Annotated in this window: 16 protein-coding genes; 3 read left to right on the top strand and 13 right to left on the bottom strand. The window is 67.4% G+C overall.

Features of this window, described 5'->3' with window-relative positions; translation table 11 throughout:
- Positions 1–3,811: nSTAND1 domain-containing NTPase (locus tag ACT2CW_RS18330; protein WP_445517361.1), on the bottom strand; the 3,811-nt coding region annotated here is incomplete at its 3' end.
- A gap of 288 nt (positions 3,812–4,099) precedes the next feature.
- On the opposite strand from ACT2CW_RS18330, the gene ACT2CW_RS18325 reads away from it, so the two are divergent.
- Positions 4,100–5,356, top strand: a complete 1,257-nt coding sequence (locus tag ACT2CW_RS18325; RefSeq protein WP_164433806.1) for a hypothetical protein — start codon at positions 4,100–4,102, stop codon at positions 5,354–5,356.
- Positions 5,357–5,806: 450 nt separating this feature from the next.
- Here the strand turns inward: ACT2CW_RS18325 and ACT2CW_RS18320 are convergent, their stop codons facing one another.
- Positions 5,807–7,951 (bottom strand): ATP-binding protein, encoded by a 2,145-nt coding sequence (locus tag ACT2CW_RS18320; RefSeq protein WP_164433808.1) that lies wholly within the window; start codon positions 7,949–7,951, stop codon positions 5,807–5,809.
- A gap of 471 nt (positions 7,952–8,422) precedes the next feature.
- On the opposite strand from ACT2CW_RS18320, the gene ACT2CW_RS18315 reads away from it, so the two are divergent.
- Positions 8,423–8,842, top strand: coding sequence for a hypothetical protein (locus tag ACT2CW_RS18315; RefSeq protein WP_445517360.1), 420 nt, complete (start codon positions 8,423–8,425; stop codon positions 8,840–8,842).
- A 64-nt stretch (positions 8,843–8,906) separates the two neighbouring features.
- On the opposite strand, the gene ACT2CW_RS18310 is transcribed toward ACT2CW_RS18315, so the two are convergent.
- The 7 genes from ACT2CW_RS18310 to ACT2CW_RS18280 form a co-directional block, all read right to left on the bottom strand.
- The gene (locus ACT2CW_RS18310; RefSeq protein WP_445517359.1) at positions 8,907–9,509 is read right to left on the bottom strand and encodes a hypothetical protein; all 603 of its coding nucleotides are present in this window, start codon (positions 9,507–9,509) and stop codon (positions 8,907–8,909) included.
- A gap of 169 nt (positions 9,510–9,678) precedes the next feature.
- Positions 9,679–9,960, bottom strand: coding sequence for a hypothetical protein (locus tag ACT2CW_RS18305; RefSeq protein WP_445517358.1), 282 nt, complete (start codon positions 9,958–9,960; stop codon positions 9,679–9,681).
- A 93-nt stretch (positions 9,961–10,053) separates the two neighbouring features.
- Entirely contained in the window at positions 10,054–11,847 is a 1,794-nt protein-coding gene (locus ACT2CW_RS18300) for a hypothetical protein (protein WP_445517357.1), read from the bottom strand.
- A gap of 215 nt (positions 11,848–12,062) precedes the next feature.
- The gene (locus ACT2CW_RS18295; RefSeq protein ID WP_445517356.1) at positions 12,063–12,311 is read right to left on the bottom strand and encodes a hypothetical protein; all 249 of its coding nucleotides are present in this window, start codon (positions 12,309–12,311) and stop codon (positions 12,063–12,065) included.
- A gap of 281 nt (positions 12,312–12,592) precedes the next feature.
- A complete protein-coding gene (locus ACT2CW_RS18290) occupies positions 12,593–13,195 on the bottom strand; it encodes a hypothetical protein (protein ID WP_445517355.1) in 603 nt (200 codons plus the stop codon).
- A gap of 291 nt (positions 13,196–13,486) precedes the next feature.
- Entirely contained in the window at positions 13,487–13,765 is a 279-nt protein-coding gene (locus tag ACT2CW_RS18285) for a hypothetical protein (RefSeq protein ID WP_445517354.1), read from the bottom strand.
- A complete protein-coding gene (locus tag ACT2CW_RS18280; RefSeq protein ID WP_445517353.1) occupies positions 13,762–14,043 on the bottom strand; it encodes a hypothetical protein in 282 nt (93 codons plus the stop codon). The genes ACT2CW_RS18285 and ACT2CW_RS18280 overlap by 4 nt, the downstream gene beginning before the upstream one ends.
- Positions 14,044–14,766: 723 nt before the next feature.
- Between ACT2CW_RS18280 and ACT2CW_RS18275 the strand changes: the two genes are divergently transcribed.
- On the top strand, positions 14,767–15,249 hold the full coding sequence (locus ACT2CW_RS18275) for an RICIN domain-containing protein (protein ID WP_445517352.1): 483 nt from the start codon (positions 14,767–14,769) through the stop codon (positions 15,247–15,249).
- 1,014 nt (positions 15,250–16,263) lie between these two features.
- Here ACT2CW_RS18275 and ACT2CW_RS18270 read toward each other — a convergent pair.
- From ACT2CW_RS18270 to ACT2CW_RS18255, 4 genes are all read right to left on the bottom strand, one after another.
- Positions 16,264–16,887 (bottom strand): DNA cytosine methyltransferase, encoded by a 624-nt coding sequence (locus ACT2CW_RS18270; protein ID WP_445517351.1) that lies wholly within the window; start codon positions 16,885–16,887, stop codon positions 16,264–16,266.
- A gap of 232 nt (positions 16,888–17,119) precedes the next feature.
- Positions 17,120–17,320, bottom strand: coding sequence for a hypothetical protein (locus tag ACT2CW_RS18265; protein WP_445517350.1), 201 nt, complete (start codon positions 17,318–17,320; stop codon positions 17,120–17,122).
- A gap of 404 nt (positions 17,321–17,724) precedes the next feature.
- Positions 17,725–18,585 carry a hypothetical protein gene (locus ACT2CW_RS18260; RefSeq protein WP_445517349.1) on the bottom strand — a complete coding sequence of 287 codons (861 nt, stop codon included), beginning with the start codon at positions 18,583–18,585 and terminating at the stop codon, positions 17,725–17,727.
- Positions 18,586–18,678: 93 nt separating this feature from the next.
- The gene (locus ACT2CW_RS18255) at positions 18,679–19,239 is read right to left on the bottom strand and encodes a hypothetical protein (protein ID WP_445517348.1); all 561 of its coding nucleotides are present in this window, start codon (positions 19,237–19,239) and stop codon (positions 18,679–18,681) included.
- Positions 19,240–19,287 lie beyond the last annotated feature (48 nt).

Genomic DNA, 19,287 nt, shown 5'->3' with positions numbered 1-19,287 from the left:
CCCAGCTTCCGGTGGCCAGGGTTTTGCCATCGGGGCTGAATGCCACCGAGTTAACGGTGTCGTTGTGGCCTTTGAGTGTGGTACGGACGTTTCCTGTGTCTGTGTTCCATAGGCGTACCATGTTGTCGTTGCTTCCGGTGGCCAGGGTTTTGCCATCGGGGCTGAATGCCACCGCGGGTACGCTGCCGTTGTGGCTTTTGAGTGTAGTGCGGACGTTTCCTGTGTCTGTGTTCCATAGGCGTGCTGTTTTGTCCCAGCTTCCGGTGGCCAGGGTTTTGCCATCGGGGCTGAATGCCACTGCGAGTACGCTGCCGTTGTGGCTTTTGAGTGTGGTACGGACGTTTCCTGTGTCTGTGTTCCATAGGCGTACCATGTTGTCGTTGCTTCCGGTGGCCAGGGTTTTGCCATCGGGGCTGAATGCCACCGCGAGTACGCTGCCGTTGTGGCCTTTGAGTGTAGTGCGGACGTTTCCTGTGTCTGTGTTCCATAGGCGTGCTGTTTTGTCCCAGCTTCCGGTGGCCAGGGTTTTGCCATCGGGGCTGAATGCCACCGCGAGTACGCCACCGTTGTGGCCTTTGAGTGTGGTACGGACGTTTCCTGTGTCTGTGTTCCATAGGCGTACCATGTTGTCGTTGCTTCCGGTGGCCAGGGTTTTGCCATCGGGGCTGAATGCCACCGCGAGTACGCCACCGTTGTGGCCTTTGAGTGTAGTGCGGACGTTTCCTGTGCCTGTGTTCCATAGGCGTACCGTGTCACCCCAGCTTCCGGTGGCCAGGGTTTTGCCATCGGGGCTGAATGCCACCGAGTTAACGGTGTCGTTGTGGCCTTTGAGTGTGGTACGGACGTTTCCTGTGTCTGTGTTCCATAGGCGTACCATGTTGTCGTTGCTTCCGGTGGCCAGGGTTTTGCCATCGGGGCTGAATGCCACCGCGGGTACGCTGCCGTTGTGGCTTTTGAGTGTAGTGCGGACGTTTCCTGTGTCTGTGTTCCATAGGCGTGCTGTTTTGTCCCAGCTTCCGGTGGCCAGGGTTTTGCCATCGGGGCTGAATGCCACTGCGAGTACGCTGCCGTTGTGGCTTTTGAGTGTGGTACGGACGTTTCCTGTGTCTGTGTTCCATAGGCGTACCATGTTGTCGTTGCTTCCGGTGGCCAGGGTTTTGCCATCGGGGCTGAATGCCACCGCGAGTACGCTGCCGTTGTGGCTTTTGAGTGTGGTACGGACGTTTCCTGTGCCTGTGTTCCATAGGCGTACCGTGCCGTCCCAGCTTCCGGTGGCCAGGGTTTTACCATCGGGGCTGAATGCCACCGAGATAACGCCGCCGTTGTGGCCAGTAAGGCGGTTGCGGAGGGAATTTGCGGGGGCTGCATAGAGGGCGGCAGCGGCTTCTTTGGTGTGGCTGGTCTTCCATGCTTTGACGGCCAGGAGTGAGGCCAGGTCGGGTTCGCGACTCAGCAGGTTGGTGGACTGAGCTGCGAGTTGCCGTGACTGTGCTTCGTGTTGTGCCTTGGTGGCGGTGCGCTGCTGATAGAGGGCGACGACTGTGGCAATGAGTGCGAGGGCGAGCATCCCGGCGAGGATGGTGTTGATGCGCCGGGTGCGGCGGACCGCCGCCTGTTGGTGCTGTCGGCTGGCGGCCAGTATTGCGGTGATGTCGTGCGGAAGTGAGCGCTGGTCGGCCCAGTGCATGCCTTCTGCGAGGAGAGTTCCGTTCAGCAGGTCGCCGGGAAGGCCGCTTTGTGCGTGGCGTAACTGTTGTTCGGCGGCGCGGTGCAGCCAGAGCTGGAACTGGTGGTCTTGGGCGAGCCAGTCGCGCAGGTCGCTCCAGTCGCGGATCAGTGCGTCGTGGATGAGTTCCGCTGTGGGCTCACCGAGGGCTGCCTCGGGAGGGGCTGTGGTGGTGCCGGTGGTGATGATGCGGTAGAGGGTCAGGGCTGTCAGCACTGCGTCGAAGGCAGCATCGGCCGATGGGCCGTCGAGCTTGGGATCGGTGGCGAGGGCGCGGAGGCGGGTGAGGGCGACGGGCTGGCGAGTGGTTGGGATGCTGTTGGGTTCGTCGGCGGGGCGTACCAGTGCGGTGAGGATCCGTTGCGCGGTGGGGCGGTGATCGGCGGGCAGCCGGTTGATGGCGGTGTTGCACCAGGCCGTCATGCTGCCGGTGACCTTGCCGATTCTCTCGTAAGCCGCGTGGGTGAGGCGGCCATCGTCGCGGTGGCGTCGTTCCCACAGTTGGCGCAGGGCCAATTCGAGTGGCGCGAGCATGGTGACCGGGGCTTGTCGAGCAGCTGGGTCGTCGTCCAGGACGTCGCTGATGATGCGGTCCACCAGTCCGGCTTCAATGGGCAGGTCGACGGCTTCGGCGGGGCGAGTGATGATCGCCTTCAGCTCGGGCACGCTCAGGGTCGCGGGAACATTGAGTAACCCCGGTAGGGCCGCGTTCATCAGTTGGGGGGCGATCGCATCGAGGGAGGCGTAGAAGTCGTTGCGCATGATCAGAACCACGGTGACGGCAGCGTGGGAGCCGCTCAGCTCCGCGAGCTGGTCCGCGGCGGCCAATCGTCTGTCGGATCGGTGGCTGTCCGTGGTGGGGTCCGGCTGGGTCAGGAGTTCTTCGAACTGGTCGATGATCAGCAGCAGGCGGTCGTGATCGGGTTCGGCCGCCAGGCGGCGTTCGACCGCGGTCAGGATGCCGTCGCCAGTGGTGCCTGGCAGGCCCGCGCCTTCGAGTTCGGTGAGGAGGTCCTGGCCCGGTCGAACGAGGAGGGGGAGCCAGCGGTCGCTGCCTGGCACCGCTCCCTCGGCCAGGGCGGGCAGGACACCTGCCTTGATGAGGGACGACTTCCCCGCGCCTGATGGGCCCAACAGCATCAGCATCCGCCGGTGTCTGCCGAAGGCGGCCAGCATGTTTTCCACGGCAGCCTCCCGGCCGTGGAACCAGTCGGCGTGCTGTGCGGTGAAGGGCTCCAGACCCAGGTACGGACAGACCTGGCTGACGGCCGTCTCCGGCGGGGCTTCCTGTGATGCCTCATCGGGGGTGGCGTACGTGAGGTCCAGGTCCGTCGCGGTCGGTTGGGCGGTGAGTTTGCCGATCAGCTTGAGGGTGTCGCGGGTGGGGGCGGCTTCGGCGCTTTCGTGCATGCGCTGGGTTGTGCGGGTCAGGAGTGCGGGGATGGAGGTGTGCTGGCCGGATCCTGCGAGTGCTTGGGCGCCTAGGAGCAGTAGCCGGTCGGTGGGGGTGACCTCTTCGATGAGGTCGGTCACGGTGCGTGCGACCTGTATGTGCTGGCCGGCGCGTAGTTGTTCGGTCAGGAGGGTGTCGTAGGCGGCTTGGCGTTCGGTTTCCAGGGCGTGCCGTCGGCTGTCTGCCCATTGTCCGGTGACGTCGGCGAGTGCCGGGCCCCGCCAGAGCGTCAGGGCCTCTTGGCAGGTGCGGATTGCGTCGGGGAACCGTTCGCTGTCCCTGAGTTGGAGCGCGGCGGAGGTCTGCTGGGTGAAGCGGTGGTAGTCCACCCAGGCCGGGTCGATGTCCAGCACGTAGGCACGGGAGCTGCGGTCGCTGCGGAGCCATTCCGCTTGCCCGCCGGCCCTTTTGAGGGCGGTGCGCACCTTCCGCACGTAGTTGGTGATGGTCTGGAGTGACCGGTCGGACTGTTCGGCGGAGGTCCAGATGTGGTCGACCAGGGTGGTGACCCTGACCGGCCGCCCGGGGCTGAACGCGAGTGCGGCGAGCACGCACCGTTCCCCCGCGCGGGCTGGACGGGCCATGCCGAGCTCGCCGTGAATCTCCACCGGCCCTAAGAGCCGGATGTCCACTGTTCCCACTGTGCCCCCGTTGGTGCTGATCGCCGTGCAATCCCTCGGTGGGGGTATTCCAGCGGTCCGGCTCCGTCGAAACTTCGCAAGTCTTTTGTGCCTTGCTACCTGCGCTGCCCTCCTTCCTGCCTCGTCTGGTGCCCCGGATGCTGCCCGCCCTGCTTGTCCATGCTCCTCGCAATGCCCGGTCAGAAAGATCGCGAAGGAGCAGGAGATGACCTTTCCGCAGGGGATGGGGACACAGAACGGCCCGGACGCCGGGGCTCGCGGTGTGGGGGGTGTGCGGTGATGTCTGAGGAGCGGTGGTTAAACGGGCCGGTCGGGGTGGACGCGCACAGCCGGGTGCTGCGTACCGGGTGCCGCAGCGTGCTGGTCGTCGTACCGTTCGTCGTCGCAGGGACCCGGCTGATGGATGTGCTTCCGCTGTTGGAGGCAGACCACCGGGTCGTGGTGATGTTCACGGTGCCGCCGGCACCCAACGGGGCCAGGTGCGACGGAGCGGAGGAATTCGTGCGCGCGCACGGTGGCTTGCTGCTTCCATGGCACCAGGCTGTCCAGTGCGAGTTCGATCTGGTACTGGCAGCGAGCGATAGCGCGGTGAGCCATCTCCACGGCAAGGTGTTGCTCCTGCCGCACGGAGCCGGTTCGATGCGATCGCGGCTGCGCTCTCGGAGCGCCGGCCCGCAGGCCCTGCCTGTGCACGAACTGGACCGTGCGACGTTGATGTACCGGGGGCGGCTGGTGCCGTCCGCGCTGCCTCTGACACACGACGATGAACTCGCCGTCCTGCGGGAATCGTGTCCCGAGGCAGTACCGGTCGCGGTCGTGGCGGGCGATATCTGCTTCGATCGGATGATGGCCAGTGTGCCCTTGCGTGACCGCTACCGCGGCGCGCTGGGCCTTCGGGAGGGCCAGCGGCTGGTGACCGTCACCTCGACCTGGCAGCCGGAGTCCACACTGGGCCGCCATCCGGATCTGCTGAACCGGCTGATGCACGAGTTGCCGCCTGACGGGTACCGGGTGGCGGCGATTCTCCACCCCAACATCTGGGCTGTGCATGGGCCCTGGCAGGTACGGGCGTGGCTGGCGGACTGCCTGAGGGCTGGACTGCTGCTGCTGCCGCCCGAGGAGGGATGGCGCGCGGCGCTGGTGGCCGGCGATGTGGTCATCGGGGACTACGGGTCAGTCACCAGCTACGGCGCAGCGATCGGTGTGCCGGTCATGCTGGCGGCGTCCTTGCCGGAGGACTACATCCGGCAGGGCAGTCTGTCCGAGGCCATGGCCCGGCGAGCCCTCCGGCTACGGCTGGACCGCCCGCTGGCCGATCAGCTGTGCACGGCAGTCGAGGCCCAGGAGAATACTGGGCACGTCGCCATGGCCGAGCTGATCACGTCTCGGCCGGGCCGGGCGGCCGCCATTCTGCGCGGCACCATGTACCGCCTGCTCGGTATTCCCGAACCGATGAGGGCGGCATCGGCCCCGCCGGTCCCCCTGCCAAAGCCGGTCGCACATCCCGACGGCCTCGCTCTCAGGGAGGGAACATGAACACTCACCGGAGCCGAGGCAAGGTCGTGGGCCCGGACCCCACCCCGAGGCCGACCATCAGGATCATGTGCTGTCCGCGGCACAGCATCGTGGGGAGCGGCGTCGGCGTATGGGGCTGGAGCGTGCGGCCGCTTCCCCGAACGCCGTGCCCGTGTGAAGGGGGCGATCGGTTCATTGCGGTCACCGAAGAGGCACCCACGCGGTGGGTACAGAGTGCCGATGTCCTCATGTGCGCCGCGCAGCCCTCGGTGCGCGGTGCCCTCGGGGCGAGCGGTACCTGGCTCAGGAGCCTGCCCGGCTGCGCCCTGGTGGCCGTCCCGACCAGGCGGTACGGCACCGTCTTCCGTACCCGGGCCGAACAGATTGTTGATCCCCTAGGGGTCGGTGATCCGTGGTTGCGCGCGGCATGGGCCTATGCGTGGACCATTGCTGGGCACCGTTTGGGCGACCTCACCGGGCCGGATGCTCCTCATCGTCTTCCCGCTGCCTCGTCTCGAGACGGGTTTCCACCCGGCTCAGCGCGTCCTGCACCGGTTTCAGGTTCGGCACCCCCGCCTCTATGAAGAAGGCGCGGGCTTTCAGCAGGCGATCTCGGGCGGTGGGCAGGTCGTTGAGTCCTTCTGCTGCCTGGCCCCAGACCATCATGACGCGGGCCTGGTATTGGTTTGAGCCCGAGTTCTCCACGACGGTCCAGGCGGCCTGTGCAAGTCCGAGAGCTTCGGACGCACGATCGGCGCGCGTCAGCGCTTCGGCGAGACAGACTCTGCTCATCGCCTCCACTGCCGGGTCGGACAATCTCGCGGCCAGTTCGCACGCCCGTTTCAGCTCATCAACCGCCTGAGTGGTCTGCCCGGCCGCGTAGAGTGCCTGCCCCAAGCGTCGCTGCGCAAGAGCTTCACTGTGAACCTGCTGCGTCCGGCGGTCGATTTCCACCGCCTCGCGTAATGCCTCGATCGACTCGTCGAATCGGCCCAGGGAACGCGAGGCCATTCCTACCAACTGCAGCGCCTCGGACTCTGCCAGTTCGTGTCCAGCGGCGCGCGCTGCGGTCAACGAGTCTCTGCCTTCTTGGAGAGCCTCTTCTTCCCGTGACAGATTATGGAATCCGATCCCGAGCCGATTGCGCATCCGGGCCTTCGCGCCTTGATTACCGCACCTTTCGGCTGCTGCAATGCCCAGTTGGTAGGCGGCGATCCAGTCCTGGAAATGCTTGCGGTACAAAAACAACGACCACATAGCCTCGCACAGTTGCCACACCAACTGATCCAGCCCGCGCTCGAACGCGGCCCGCAACACCGCCATCAGATTGGGAAGCTCGGACTCCAGACCATCCAATGCCTCAAGGCTGCTCCTGTAGACGGCCGGCCCGCCGCCCTCCCGCTCGTACGCCGGCCCTACACGCCATTCCAGGGGCATCACCATGCGGTCAGCGACCACCGCGACGGACAGGTAGTACTCCGCGATGCGCTCCACCACAGCGTCGCGCTCACTCTGGCTGTCTTCTACTTCGGCGCGCCGCCGGGCGTGCAACCGGATCAAGTCGTGGAAGCGGTACCGGTCGGTTCCGCTGTCCTCCAGCACGCTGGCGTCCACCAGCGTCTCCAGAACCGTGGCGGCCTCCTGGAGGGGGAGTTCCACTCCCGCGGCAGCCGTTTTGAGGTCGAAGTCAGGGCCGGGATGAAGGGCCAGCCACCGATACGCACGCGCCTGTGGCGCGGACAGCCCTTCGTATGAGACATCGAAGACACTTGTTACCGACACTCCTCCCTCCACTGACAACGCTGCCAAGCGGCGCTGCTCATCGGCCAGTTCCCGCACCACCCGGCTGACTGGCCAGCGTGGACGCGATGCGAGCCGGGCACCCGCCACACACAGGGCTATCGGAAGCCGGCCGCACAGCCGAGCCAGATCCCCCACATGCTGACTTTCCGCATCCGTTCTGGCCCGACCCACCGAACGCGTGAGCAACTCCACCGCGTGATCTTGCGACAAAGCCGCGACCTCCACCAGCACGCCGCCCTGGGCCAGCACCCCACCCAGCCGCCAGCGACTGGTCACCAGAACCATGCAGCCAGCAGAACCCGGCAGCAGGGGAGTGACCTGTGCTGCCGAGATCGCGTTGTCGAGCAGCACCAGCAGCCGCAGCTCCGCGGTCAGCGAGCGGAACAACGCAGCCTGCTCGGCCAGGTCGACCGGCACCTGCTCCGGCGCCATGCCCAACCCGCGCAGAAACCGCACCAGTACCTCTCCCGGAGCGACCGGCTGCTCTGCGCGGAACCCACCGAGATCCGCATACAGCTGACCGTCGGGAAAGTTCTCCGATGCGGAGTTCCCCCAGTACGAAGCCAACGCCGTCTTGCCTGCGCCTCCGGGGCCGCTGAGCAGCACCAGCGCTGGCCCCCCGTCCCGCTGGCCGGCCAATGCCCCATCGAGCAGCCGAGTCTCAGTGGTTCGGTTAGTGAAATGCACAGGGGCAGCGGGCAGTTGCCGAGGCCGCAATCCTGCGAAGGACTCGTGATGAACGTGCACACCGCCGTGGATCGTGCCTGCCTGCACACTCATGCCGAACGATCCGCCGGAGATCTGATTGCTCACCGTACTCCGTGCCGTCTCGACCGCTCTGGTGGCCTCTGGCTCACCCACGCCCTCACTCCCTGGCATCAGACCCTGGTTATCACGAAGAGTACGCAGCGTAGGCACCGCCCGACACCTGCCTTCGCGCCGCCGGCGCCACCGACATTGGCATGAACGGCGCGATGGACGCAGAACTCGAAGAGGCCGACTGCTGAAAGAAGGGCTCGTGCATCCCTCGGGAGAGATATGTGCGGGCTGGCCAAGGCCACGGCCAAGAACCTCTTCAAAACGGTCCCGATGAGGGTCTGGAATCAGATGTGGATCCCCGCTATCCGCTCGGTGCCGGCGAGGAAGGTCAACAGGTGTACCGCTGGGTTTCCGAAATCCCAGGTCAGAGACTGTCTGCGTGGGGACGCGACAGTAACGGTGCGGGGCGCGCACTGTTCGGCGGCTGCTCCGACCGAGGCAGCTTCCTCTAATGAACGGAAGCGCATGACTGCCACTTCTTGGAACCCGAAGCTCACCAACGTCTCCGGCAACGACGGGACCGTCGGCTCCGGCCGCTACGCCATCTCGAACGGCATCTGTGCCTTCACCGCGATGATCGTGGCGAAGGAGGAGACGAACGCGGCGTCGAACGCCGGATTCGGTCTCACCCTTCCGATACCGGCTGCGGATGGGGTTCGCTACACCTTCCAGCTCAGCCTCGACGGTCGTGATGCCGACCACGGCGTCTGGACGGGCGAGGCGCAGATCTACTCTGGGTCGGACGGCTCGCAGATCGACCGGCTGCGTGTGACCGGCACATCAAACGGTGCCGCTCTCCAGAACGTCAACCGCCTCTACGGTGATGCCGAGGGCGCGAAGTATGCGGAGATCATCACGGTGACCGGGTCGTACCTGGTGGCCTGATCCAGCCGATGAGGGGCCGCCGGAGCACGCGTTCCGGCGGCCCTTCGCCGTTCCGCTGCGGCGCTCATTGCCGGCTGCCGTGGGGCTCCTGAACGCGGGGGCGGAGCCGCAGCCGGAACCTTCGGGGCTGGAGGGCTCGGGAGACCTCGCGGCCGAATCGGTCGAGGGCGGCGTCCAGGCGGGTAGCATCCTCCACTCTCGATGCTGCGGCCAACAGGTTGTCGACGGCGGTGGCCACGCCTTCGTCGGGGTGGCGTACCAGCGGGGCCGCGGCGGTGGCGAGGCGCAGCATCGGCCCTTGCACTGTAGCGGCGTGCTGCTTGCTCGCTCGTCGGTCGGCGCCAAGGAGGTGGGCCGCTGCCCCGAGCCCAGCGACGAACGCGAGCCGGTCAGAGCCGCCAGCAACCCGTGTGCGGGCCGCTGCTCCCGCGCAGGCGAGGGTGGCCAAGAGCCCGGAGCGGGCACGTTCAGGCCAGCCCTCGTACAAGATTCGGGCGGAGGCAGCCGCGGCCCGCACGTCCGCCACAGCGACGACCAGGGCGTCAGCCTGGATCTGGAGAGCGCTTCTCTCGGCTTCGCGATCGGCGCGCTTACGGGAGAGGTTGGTCAGCCACCAGGTCAGGACGGCGACGGTGACCGCGACCGCGAGGTCTTCAATCTTGTCCACGCGGGCAGCGTCTTGTTTGTCGCCGGGAGACCGAGTGGCTGTTGCGGCTCTGGCGCCGAACGCTGGTGTGCTTGTTACATAGCGGTCGCCCGGCACATGCCCCCGGGCCTTTCAGATCGGCGCTGGGCCTTACGGCCATCTTCCCCTCGACGTGTCGGCCGCGGCGGGTTCAGACCGTGCTCTGGCCGCTGGCGCAGATCGGGCAGCCCGCGCTCGCGGCGTCGAGGTCGGCGCAGACGACACAGTCCTGTTCGCCGTCGCCGGCGGGAGGCATGTCGCTCAGATCGAGCCCGCACAGCGCCCGGTTCGGATCGCAGCAGTAGTAGTGGGCGATCGGCTCGGTCGGCCGCGTCGCTGTCGCGGTGGGGGCCACGGCCGGGAGCTCACCGCGGACTCGCGCGACAACGGTTCGGGTGGCCTGGTCGAGAGCTGCAAAGAACGGATCCGCCATGGACAGGCAGAGTAGCGCGACGCGGGAATGCGAGTGTTGTGAAGTGCGTCGCCGTCCTCGCACGGCTTCAAGGCGTCATCGGCCACGCATTCTTCAGTTGAGGAGGCCACGGCGGCGTGGTTTGTGCAATGGCTCCGGCTCGTAGAGGGCAAGCAGCACGGCTTCGGCACGGTCCGGCGACTTCATGCCGCGCGCCTTCATCGCCCGCTTGCTCTCGACCTGGGTGTAGCCGCTCGTCGTCGACAGCAGCTTAGGCGTGGAGAGCTGCGCGGCCGCCTTCTTGTCGACGTGAAGCCGCAGCCGCCCCCGACCAGACGACGGGTCCGGCTGGAGGAGGCTCCTGGTTGCCAGCCACATCTCGTCACGCTTACGCCACGGCCGCATGACGGCGCCTGGGTCGTTCTGACTCGGGGACTCCGACACCATGACGCCGACGATTTGCGCGCGGTGCCGCCCGGTCTCCGCCCACCGCTGGAGCATCGAAACGACACCGTGGCCGATGCCGTTCTGGTCGATCTTGACGCGCACGGGATGCGGGGAGTTCAGGACGTCGGCGAGGCGCTGCGCGGCGTGGATCTCCTCGAGGACGCGCTCGGCGACGGACACCTGGTTGTCGTTGGCGGCGCCGGCAGACGCGTGCCGGAACTCGACGGCATCGCCGATGGAGCGGTACACGGTGAATTCATCACCTCCATCGGCGGCAATGTCGCAGCCGAGGCGGACCCAGGCACCTTCGCGGACGGTGTGCTGGGCGGTCTCTCCCTCCAGGCCGAGGTCGCAGAGCTGGTGCCAGCCGTTGCCCGTCGGATCCTCGTACGACATGGCGGCCTCGACCCAGCTCGGCGGGACGACGATGCCGCCACCGCCCTTCGGGAACTTGGCGAACACCTTGGCGATCACATACGGATGGTCTTCGCCGTAGGAGCGGATGGTGCGGTCCACCCAGTCCTGGTCGGGCATGTGATCGGCGAGAGAGTGCCGGGCGACGCCTTCGGGGCAGTCGGTGCAGTACGGGGCCAGTTCGCCGGTGATCGCCGGGGAGTCGAGCGAGGAGATCGGGATGGTGACGGTGGTCGGCTCGCTCGGGTCGTCGCCCTCGATGCACAACTCTTCGAACCAGCTGGCCGGGTCGTCCATCGCGGGGTTGCCGATAGCGAGCATCGCGGCGTGGCCGCCCGTCAGCAAGTTGTTCGTGCCGTGGCCGATCATCGGGGCGATACCGCCCGCCTCGTCGACGATGAGCAGCAGGTGGGGCATGTGGATGCCCTGCATCGCGGCCTCGTCGCCGGCTGGGGCGGAGAAGCCGTAGGCGGCCACGAAGTCGTTGCCGTACGGGTCGGGCATCTTGTACTGGACCGTGTCGCAATGGCCTGGCAGAGCGGCGCGGGGCACGACCTTGCGGATATGGGGCCAGAGCTGACGCTGCACCTGGCGGAAGCGGGTCGCGGTGGTGATGCACAGGGCGGTGCCGACCGGGTGCACGTTGACGAACCAGACCGCGGCGCGCGCGGCGAGGTGCGTCTTCCCGACGCCGAAACCGGCTGGGACGGCGACGCGCTTGTGGTCGACGATCGCATCGAGGACGGTGCGCTGCTTGGACCACAGGCTCTCACCGAGAACGTCCTCAACGAAGCCGCTCGGGTCGTCGCGCCACAGACCGTACAGGGAGCCCGTGGCGCGCGAGACCTCCGTCAGGACGACGGCGCGTTCCCGGTCGGTGAGGTAGTGCTTGAAAGCGTTGCGGCGCTCGGTGGGCGGAAGGCGCAACAGGATGTCGGCGACGTTGGCGGCATCGCGGGAGACGATGCCGGGGCGGGCGTGCCGCAGCTTGGACGCCGAGGGGGCCACGCGGGTGCGTGTCGGCTGGTCAGGCTGCATGCGGGACATGCGGTGGACGGTGCCGATCGGGCCTGGTTTGTGTCGCGGTCTGGCTGGGTGCCCATGCCCTGACGTCCCGGCCAGACCGCGGCTTCCGGCGCAATATGAATGTCACGCGGCATCTGCGCTTCGCGCCGGAGGTCTGGCTCGAGGCCCGCGCGACCAGAGGGGGAGAAGTCGCGCGGGCCTCGGCACCTATATGTACGTCGGCAGGCCCGATCTTGTTACGCCTGCACCATGCCGGGGGTGTCGACGGCGGGCTTATGGGCGGCGACGTCCAGCAGCGCGGCGTGCTCCTCGTTCGCGCGGCGTACCGCCTCGAGGACGATCTCCGCCTCGGTGACGGCGATGGCGCGCTCGTCGGCGCTGAGCCGGTACCAGGGTGTGATCTGTGTGCCGCACGCGGCCAGGACCTCGCGGCGGATCTCGTAGTAGTGGCGGGCCAGGGGCAGGGGGCTGGGCATGGTCGTCATGCCGGGGGGAACGTCACCTCTCCCGATTCTGTGACAGCCGCGCCAATCGCTGTGGTCGGGGAACACCGGAACCGCTCTGACACCGACGGTGCCTGAGCGAAGCGAAGGCACCGTAACTACTTGATAGTGGTGCTTGATGATCTTACTAAAGGCGCCTGATCTGCCGGAACCCGGACTCCCGGGACCCGGTTTCACCGGCGCCGGAATTTCAGGCCCCGGTCACCGGCGACTGAAAACCCGGCCCCGGTGATGCTTCAGGGCCGGATTGAGGGACGGGCGGGTCAGCGCCCGCGGCGTCGGTTCGCCCGGCTCTTCAGGTTGCGCACGTACGCGGGGGTGACGTCACCATGCGCGGCGATGCGGTCCGTGGTCCACTCGTACGGCTCCTCGGTGAGGACCAGCGTGACGTCGTACAGGAACGGCATCGCGGCCTTCCTGCGTGCCGTCGCTACCGACACCGTCGCGGCCAGGGACGGCAGCCGGTCGGCGGCGTCCTCGATGTACGGCACGCCGGCCTTCTCGGCGGCGCGGCGACGCTCCTCGGCGGTCATGCGGGCTTTCAGGTCGCCGCCTGGGTTGATCGTCGCCTTCTTGTCGCCGTGCAGGGCGATGCGGCGCATCTCGGAGTACGCATTGGGGAGGATGCCGAGAACCTTGTCCAGGCCGCGGATGCCCTCGTAGAACCACAGGGACAGGGCGGCCTGGTTGCGCTCCTCAGTGTGTGCGGCGATCTCGAGGTCAGCCTGCTGGACGATCTCGCAGCCCCGCTTGAACCGCTCGTCGGGCCGGGCGATGACGCCTAGCTCCTCCTTGACTTCGCGCTCAGCCTCGGCCCGCAGCATCTTGTGGTCGGGGATCGTGAGGTTGTGGTGCGCAGCGGGCATGACTGGCCTCCGTTGGGTGGCGGCACCGCGCGGGTACCGGGCGAAGGCTGGGGCAACCCCATGCCGAACGAACCCGGAAATAGTACAGCGGTAGACGCGGCCTTGTCATAGTGCCCGCCGCGCACTCCTTCTGAGCAGGGCGAACCCAAACCGCCCTACCAAGAACATCCCGCCGTAGACGTCGCACCCTGTACCTGGATCGCGTGGGTGCGGGGCGTCGGTGAAGGCTATCCGGCCGACCGTCGTGCGGGACCGCGGCGCGGCGCAGCACGCCGAGCCCGGTCAGACGCGTCACCACGGCCACCACCGTCGACACCGGGGGAGCGGTTGGAACTCCTCGCTCGCCTTCGCCCACGGATCGCGCTTCCGTGCCTCGTGCTCGGCGCGGGAGTACAGGGCGAAGATCGCCCAGGTGCGACGGCCGATCGTGATGGCGGGCCCGCAGACGCCGTTCGGACTCTCATCGCGGCTGTAGGTATAGCCAATCGCGAACCAGACGCCAGGCGCCGTGGTCCAGGTGCCAGCCGTCCAGCGGCCGAAGTCGATGAACCCGGGGTTTGACCGCCTCATCGGGTCGCTCCCGCGGCTGTGGTGCGCACGCCGTCCGGGGTGAGCCGGTACACGCGCCCGTCGGCGTACTGGACCTCGACCTCGTCGGGGAGCTGGGGGCGACGGACCTTCCACCCGGCCTCGTACGACGGCTTCGGGTTGTCCTCGAACCAGCCGTTGCACGTCGTGCAAACCAGCAGCAGGTTCTGGGCCTGGTTGATCCAGGGCTCGCGGGCGCCGCCCATGCCGCGGTTGACGCGGTGGTGGATCGTCAGCCGATGCAGGGAACCGCACCGCACGCAACATCCACCGTCGCGCTGGTAGACGAGGTCGCGGACTGTGTCCGAGGGGCCGGTGCGTCGTCGGGCCACGGTCGGTCTCCGTCCTGCCCGCCGTCGGGCCGCAAGGGCGGTCCGTTGGGGAGCGGCGGGGCGAGCGACAGGAGAGTGGACGGTGGCCCTGCCTTACGTCGCGTTCTCCTGGAGCCTCCGGTTGGCGGCGACGCGGGGGCAGGGCACCGTTCGGTGGTTGGCGACGCCCTGGTCGTGGCGGCGGGGGGCCCAGAAGCAGGAGGGGGAAGTTGTTGCTGCACGGACAGCGCGATACTGCACCAGGCTAAGCCGTTTCGTTTGGATCAGCGAGTCGTTGGTCCAAAAACGAAACGGCTTAGACCCCCTCAGACATCGATTCCGTCCTAAAGAAAGGGATATTATTATATGTCCCTCTTGTGAGGGATTCTTTCCTTTTCTGGAATCCGCTTCACTTGGTCGTGAGCGCGCCATTTGGGTGCTGTGAACGACGGCGGGGTTTCTATCCGGGCGTGTGTGGCTGCTGTTGCCGTGTCTGTCGTGTTGGCCTCCGGCTCGCGCTGCAACGCGGCCCGCACCGCCCTCCGAAGGGACGGAACGCGGATCAGGTATCCGTCCGCTGCGCGACGCCGCGCCCCTCCGGACGAGGCCCGACCCCTTTGGGCGCCGCAACTCAACAGAACATTTCCATGTTTTCAGCATGAGGAGGGAAACATGTCGTTCATCAAGAAAGCGGCAGTCGTGTGGAGTGCAGCTGCTGCCCTCGCGGGTGCACTGGCGCCCGCAGCGCAGGCGCAGCAGACCCAGGTACTGTCTTTCTATAACCCGGCGGTACATGGAGTGCTGGACGCCTACTGTTCCGGCACCGGCCCCGTCACCTGGACACCCGTCGGCGGGGACTCCTGTCAGCAGTGGAGGCTCGTACCCGCCAGTCAGGGGCTCCTCCTTGTCAACGTCAGCAGCGGGATGTGTGTCCAGGCACCGGCGCAGGTCAGTGAGAACCCGGCCATGGTGACCTGCGACGCACTCGACCCCACCGAACAGTGGCTGATCGAATCGGTCGGTGACCAGGTCTTCATCGCGCAGGCTTCGGCCCCGCACCATGTTCTCGCCGCCACCCAGAATGTCGACCGCATCGAATACCAAGAGAAAACGGGTGTCGCCCAACAGCTGTGGTACACCACACCACCAGTGTGAAGCCTGCCTCGGCACCCACCGTTCTGGTCCAGCAGAAGGGAGCCAGCTCCGCACCCCCGGAGCTGGCTCCGCGAAAGCTGCGCAGTTCGAACGCTGTGCCTGCCGCAGGGGCTGAGCACCGCAGATCGGGTACTCCAGCGCGTTACTATCCGCCCACCAAGGCAATTGGCCCGGCACGTTGGTGGCGGGCCAACGCAACTAGCGGCAGCTCGGGCCACTACCTGACCGGCATCGTCCCTTGGTTAACGGCGAACATCCGGCTGGCGAGTTACTCCAAGCGCTCAGAGGATCAACGACGTGCGCTTCCGTCTACCTTTCACACTCGCGGCGGAGCCGCGCTCGGCCCACTCTTCAAGGAGCCGGGCGCGGCCGCACCGCTATGTGGTCGCAACTTCGCCCTGCGCGCGCTGAAGTAGCACGCGGAGAGCGTCCGTCGCCTGCGCGGGCACCACCCCGTTCCCCAGGGCAGCGAGCTGCGCCGCACGCGGCAGGCCAGGTACGGCGGTCACCCAACCGTCGCGGAGCCCCATCATCCACTCCACGAATACCGTGGCGAGGCGGCCACGAGCATCGATTGCCAGCGGAGCCGCCCGGCCGATCCGTTGCTCCCACCTGGCGACGGCCGGGGCGTATCGCCCCCACACGGCTTCACCCGGGGCCGGGGAGCGGGGACAGCAGGCGTCGCGTGGGGGTGCGGTGAGCGGCACTGCGAGCTGGTAGTCCCCCTCGGCGCTGCCGGGACCACTGGGCGGCTCCTTGCCGTAGTGGGCAGCGCCCGGCAGCAAGTGCTCCACCTCATCGGCGAGAGTGGGTCCGTGCCCGCCCTCGCGCCGCTTGTCAGGGTGCTGGGACCCGCCATTCACCGCCAGTTGTGCCGTGGGGGTCTTCAGCAACGGCGGAGCCGACGGGCAGTCACCCAGCGACCCGGAGGGGGCCGCGTGCCGCCGCAGAGGCGGACGCCCGCGGCCGCGCTCCACCTCGGCTCGCCGGTAGGTCACGCCAGACTCGACGGCTCTATGCCGCCGGCCAGGCGAGGATGAACACGCGCTCACGGCGGTGCGGCGCTCCGGCATCCGAGGCGCGGTGCATCTTCCACTCCGCATCGAACCCGAGGGAGGCCAGATCTCCGAGTACGGCACCGAGACCTCGAAGAGGCCCGGGTCGCTGCTCGCCATCCACTGGCCCGCCTCCTGGTCCCAGGCTGCGAGCGGCCGGTGCGGAGAGAAGACCTCGGACATTTTCGATCACTACCAATCTTGGGTGAAGGGCGCGGATGGCTCGGACGGCGTGGGCCCATATACCGGAGCGGGTGCCGGGCACGATGCCCGCGAGCTGCCCAGCGAGGCTGACGTCCGTGCAAGGGAAACCGGCTGTGAGGACGTCGACGGGTGGGACAGTGCTCCAGTCGACGCGGGCGATGTCCCCGTAGTTCGGAACCTGCGGCCAGTGGTGAGCCAGGATGCGGGCGGCATGCTGTTCGGTGTCGTCGGGGTCGTGCTGACAGTGCCACACGACCTCTCCGCCAAGGAGATCTTGTATCGCCAGGTCCAGGCCGCCGTAACCGCTGCACAGGGAGCCGATACGGGGACGGGGTGGGATGCGAGGACGGGGGGTGCGCTCAGGGGCGCAGAGGTGCAAAGGGACTCCTTACCGAAGGGAGCGTGGCCTCGGATATCCGGGCGCGCGAAGGAGTCGGAAGGCTGCCGTCCATGGTCAGCTTCTGTCTGCCGGGAACGCCGCTGCCGGGCGTGAGGTCAGTCACGCCCGGCAGCGGATCAGCGGGGTTTTCGGGGCTCGGGGGTGATCAGTCGGCGCGGCCCTCGACGTCCAGGCCGAGGCGCGCTGCGGACAACCCAGCAAGGTTGCCTTGTCAGCCGCTACCGGCTACTCGGCGGCCCTTTTCTACACCTACGAGCGCCCACACTGGGGTCGTATAGACGCTCGCTTCGGAGACCGACGCCTTACCACTGAGGATGAGCACGACCCCAGCGACCAGCGCCGCCAAGGCCAGGAGGACCACCCCCTCGTTGCTTGAGGGAATTCCTGGCTGGCTCCAGTCGTTCTTGTTCATGACGCCCTCCATAGCGTCGAGAGCCGCCGGGCCTGGTTGGATGCCGTCCGGCGGCTCGATTTTTGGGTTGACTACTCCAACCCCTTGCCGAGCGATAACGTTCCCGCAGGTGAAAGGGGGGCAAGCGCACGGAGGAGGTGGAAGAGAGCCGCAGGTTTTGCCGTCAGAGGCTCAGTGCTATGTGCTCTCACCACTACAACGCAGTCAGCGGCCCAAAATGTTTCCGGTGGGGAAGGAAACCTCGAAAGCGGTCCCCAGCGCAGTCGGCGCCGACCGCCATTATGGAGTGGGACTACAGCTCATGATCGCCGCCACCCAGGCCGTCGGGAGTTCCTGGCCAAGCGTGCCGATCATGCGAGGGTGCGCCCCGACGGTCGAGCTGAGGCCACCGCGTGGTGGGTGGATCAGCGGGCGAGGATCGAGGCGAGGTGGACCAGGTGGTCAACGCCGACGCCGTGCAGTTCGGCGGAGATGGGCGCGGTGTCGCGGAGGCGGTCGCCCGGGGCGTCGGATGGGGCGAGGTAACCGAACGGACCGGTCGCTGCGCCGAAGGTGAGTCCGCCGTCGTCGAGCTGGTCGACGGGCGTGAACTGCGCCAGGTACGCGGCCACATGGCGGCCCAGGTGGGTGCTGACGGCGGGCACCGGGAAGGTAGAGGGCAAGGTGGAGGGCTCGGCAGCGGGCTCCGGCAGGAACAGCGGCAGCACTCGTTCCATGACGGTCAAGGGGCCGGTGACGGACAGGTCGCACGCCGGTTGCGCGCCGACGAGCGTCACCACGTACCGCACGCCCTGACTGCGCCACGCCACAAGGTGGCTATTCGGCTGGTCGCCGACGAGATTGCGCGGCGCAGCGCCGTGCGCGCGCATAGCGCTGCCGATCAGCTCGAGGTGACGCAGCCGGGTCCGCTCAGCCTCGGCGGGTCGGTGGGCGTACGCCAGGGCGGATGCGTCGTCCAGGCACGGCAGGATGAGCCGCAGGATCTCGCGGGCCACGGGCTCCGGGGCCATCCGGTCAAGGGATAGGTCCGGGCCATACGGCTCGCGGTCGTCGAGCTGCCACGCGATCTCGGTTCGCCAGGGGTGTTCGGCAATGATGAGCGCCCCTGGCCGCCCGGTCTGGGCGAGGCGGTAGGCAGGGCGGGTCGTCCACCACGCCGCGTACGGGGCGGTCGTCCACCCGTTGCCGTCGCGGTGCGGGAGCTGCGCGGCGACGCGATGGGCGAGCGCTGGCGGGATGGTCGCGGGGGTGGTGACAGTGGTCATCAGGCGGTTCCTCGGGTCTTGGTCGGCGGTTGCTCTCCGCCGGGAAGTGGAACGGCAGGGGGCGACTTGCGTCGCTCCCTGCCTGGGGCGGGGCTACTGGGGTGCGCGATTGAGGCAGGTGTCCACGGTGGGGGCATCACAGTTGGGCGGGCACTGCGACGGGGATACGCCCGCAAGGAGTTCGCGCACCGCGTTGGTTCCAGTGGCGTTGGCCTGCGCGGTGATGCTGTCTGTCGGGTACTCGAGCAAGGCACGCAGGATCTTCCCGGAGCGGGCGCCGACGGTGATGTGGCCGGACACGCCGTGCGGGCCGGGCGAGCTGAGGACGAGCGTGTGGGTCACCTTGCCAGTACGCCAGGTCGGTCGCAGCCGCTTGGACTCTGCCAGGTTGGCCACCCCCAGGGTGTACGGGGTGAGGCCGTCGGGCTCGGCAGGCGTGCCGACCATGAGCGTGTCCGCGCGCATGGCGAGCTTCTGGGGCGGCGTGAGCGCAGTGGCAACGTCGAGCAGGTCGCGGTACGGCGGGTGGCCGTGAGCCGGGCACCGGTTGCAGATGAGGATGTCGGGGCGGTCGCTGTCGCCGGGGGCAAGTCGGGAGTCCGGATCGGCGCAGACATAGCAGGTAGCGGGCTTCCAGATGTAGGTGTCGGTCATCAGGGGGCCTCTCAAATCGGGTCGGCCCGGCGGTTGCTGTCCACCGGG

The organism is Streptomyces sp. NEAU-174, assembly GCF_052665095.1.
The sequence above is the reverse complement of the archived record's forward strand: the minus strand, read 5'-3'. Positions and strand labels throughout refer to the sequence as shown.

Excerpts from the sequence above, each read along its gene's own strand:
- ACT2CW_RS18325 (WP_164433806.1), top strand. The coding sequence starts at position 4,100 with ATGTCTGAGGAGCGGTGGTTAAACGGGCCGGTCGGGGTGGACGCGCAC.
- ACT2CW_RS18315 (WP_445517360.1), top strand. The coding sequence starts at position 8,423 with ATGACTGCCACTTCTTGGAACCCGAAGCTCACCAACGTCTCCGGCAAC.
- ACT2CW_RS18305 (WP_445517358.1), bottom strand. The coding sequence starts at position 9,960 with ATGGCGGATCCGTTCTTTGCAGCTCTCGACCAGGCCACCCGAACCGTT.
- ACT2CW_RS18300 (WP_445517357.1), bottom strand. The coding sequence starts at position 11,847 with ATGTCCCGCATGCAGCCTGACCAGCCGACACGCACCCGCGTGGCCCCC.
- ACT2CW_RS18295 (WP_445517356.1), bottom strand. The coding sequence starts at position 12,311 with ATGACGACCATGCCCAGCCCCCTGCCCCTGGCCCGCCACTACTACGAG.
- ACT2CW_RS18290 (WP_445517355.1), bottom strand. The coding sequence starts at position 13,195 with ATGCCCGCTGCGCACCACAACCTCACGATCCCCGACCACAAGATGCTG.
- ACT2CW_RS18285 (WP_445517354.1), bottom strand. The coding sequence starts at position 13,765 with ATGAGGCGGTCAAACCCCGGGTTCATCGACTTCGGCCGCTGGACGGCT.
- ACT2CW_RS18275 (WP_445517352.1), top strand. The coding sequence starts at position 14,767 with ATGTCGTTCATCAAGAAAGCGGCAGTCGTGTGGAGTGCAGCTGCTGCC.
- ACT2CW_RS18265 (WP_445517350.1), bottom strand. The coding sequence starts at position 17,320 with ATGAACAAGAACGACTGGAGCCAGCCAGGAATTCCCTCAAGCAACGAG.
- ACT2CW_RS18260 (WP_445517349.1), bottom strand. The coding sequence starts at position 18,585 with ATGACCACTGTCACCACCCCCGCGACCATCCCGCCAGCGCTCGCCCAT.
- ACT2CW_RS18255 (WP_445517348.1), bottom strand. The coding sequence starts at position 19,239 with ATGACCGACACCTACATCTGGAAGCCCGCTACCTGCTATGTCTGCGCC.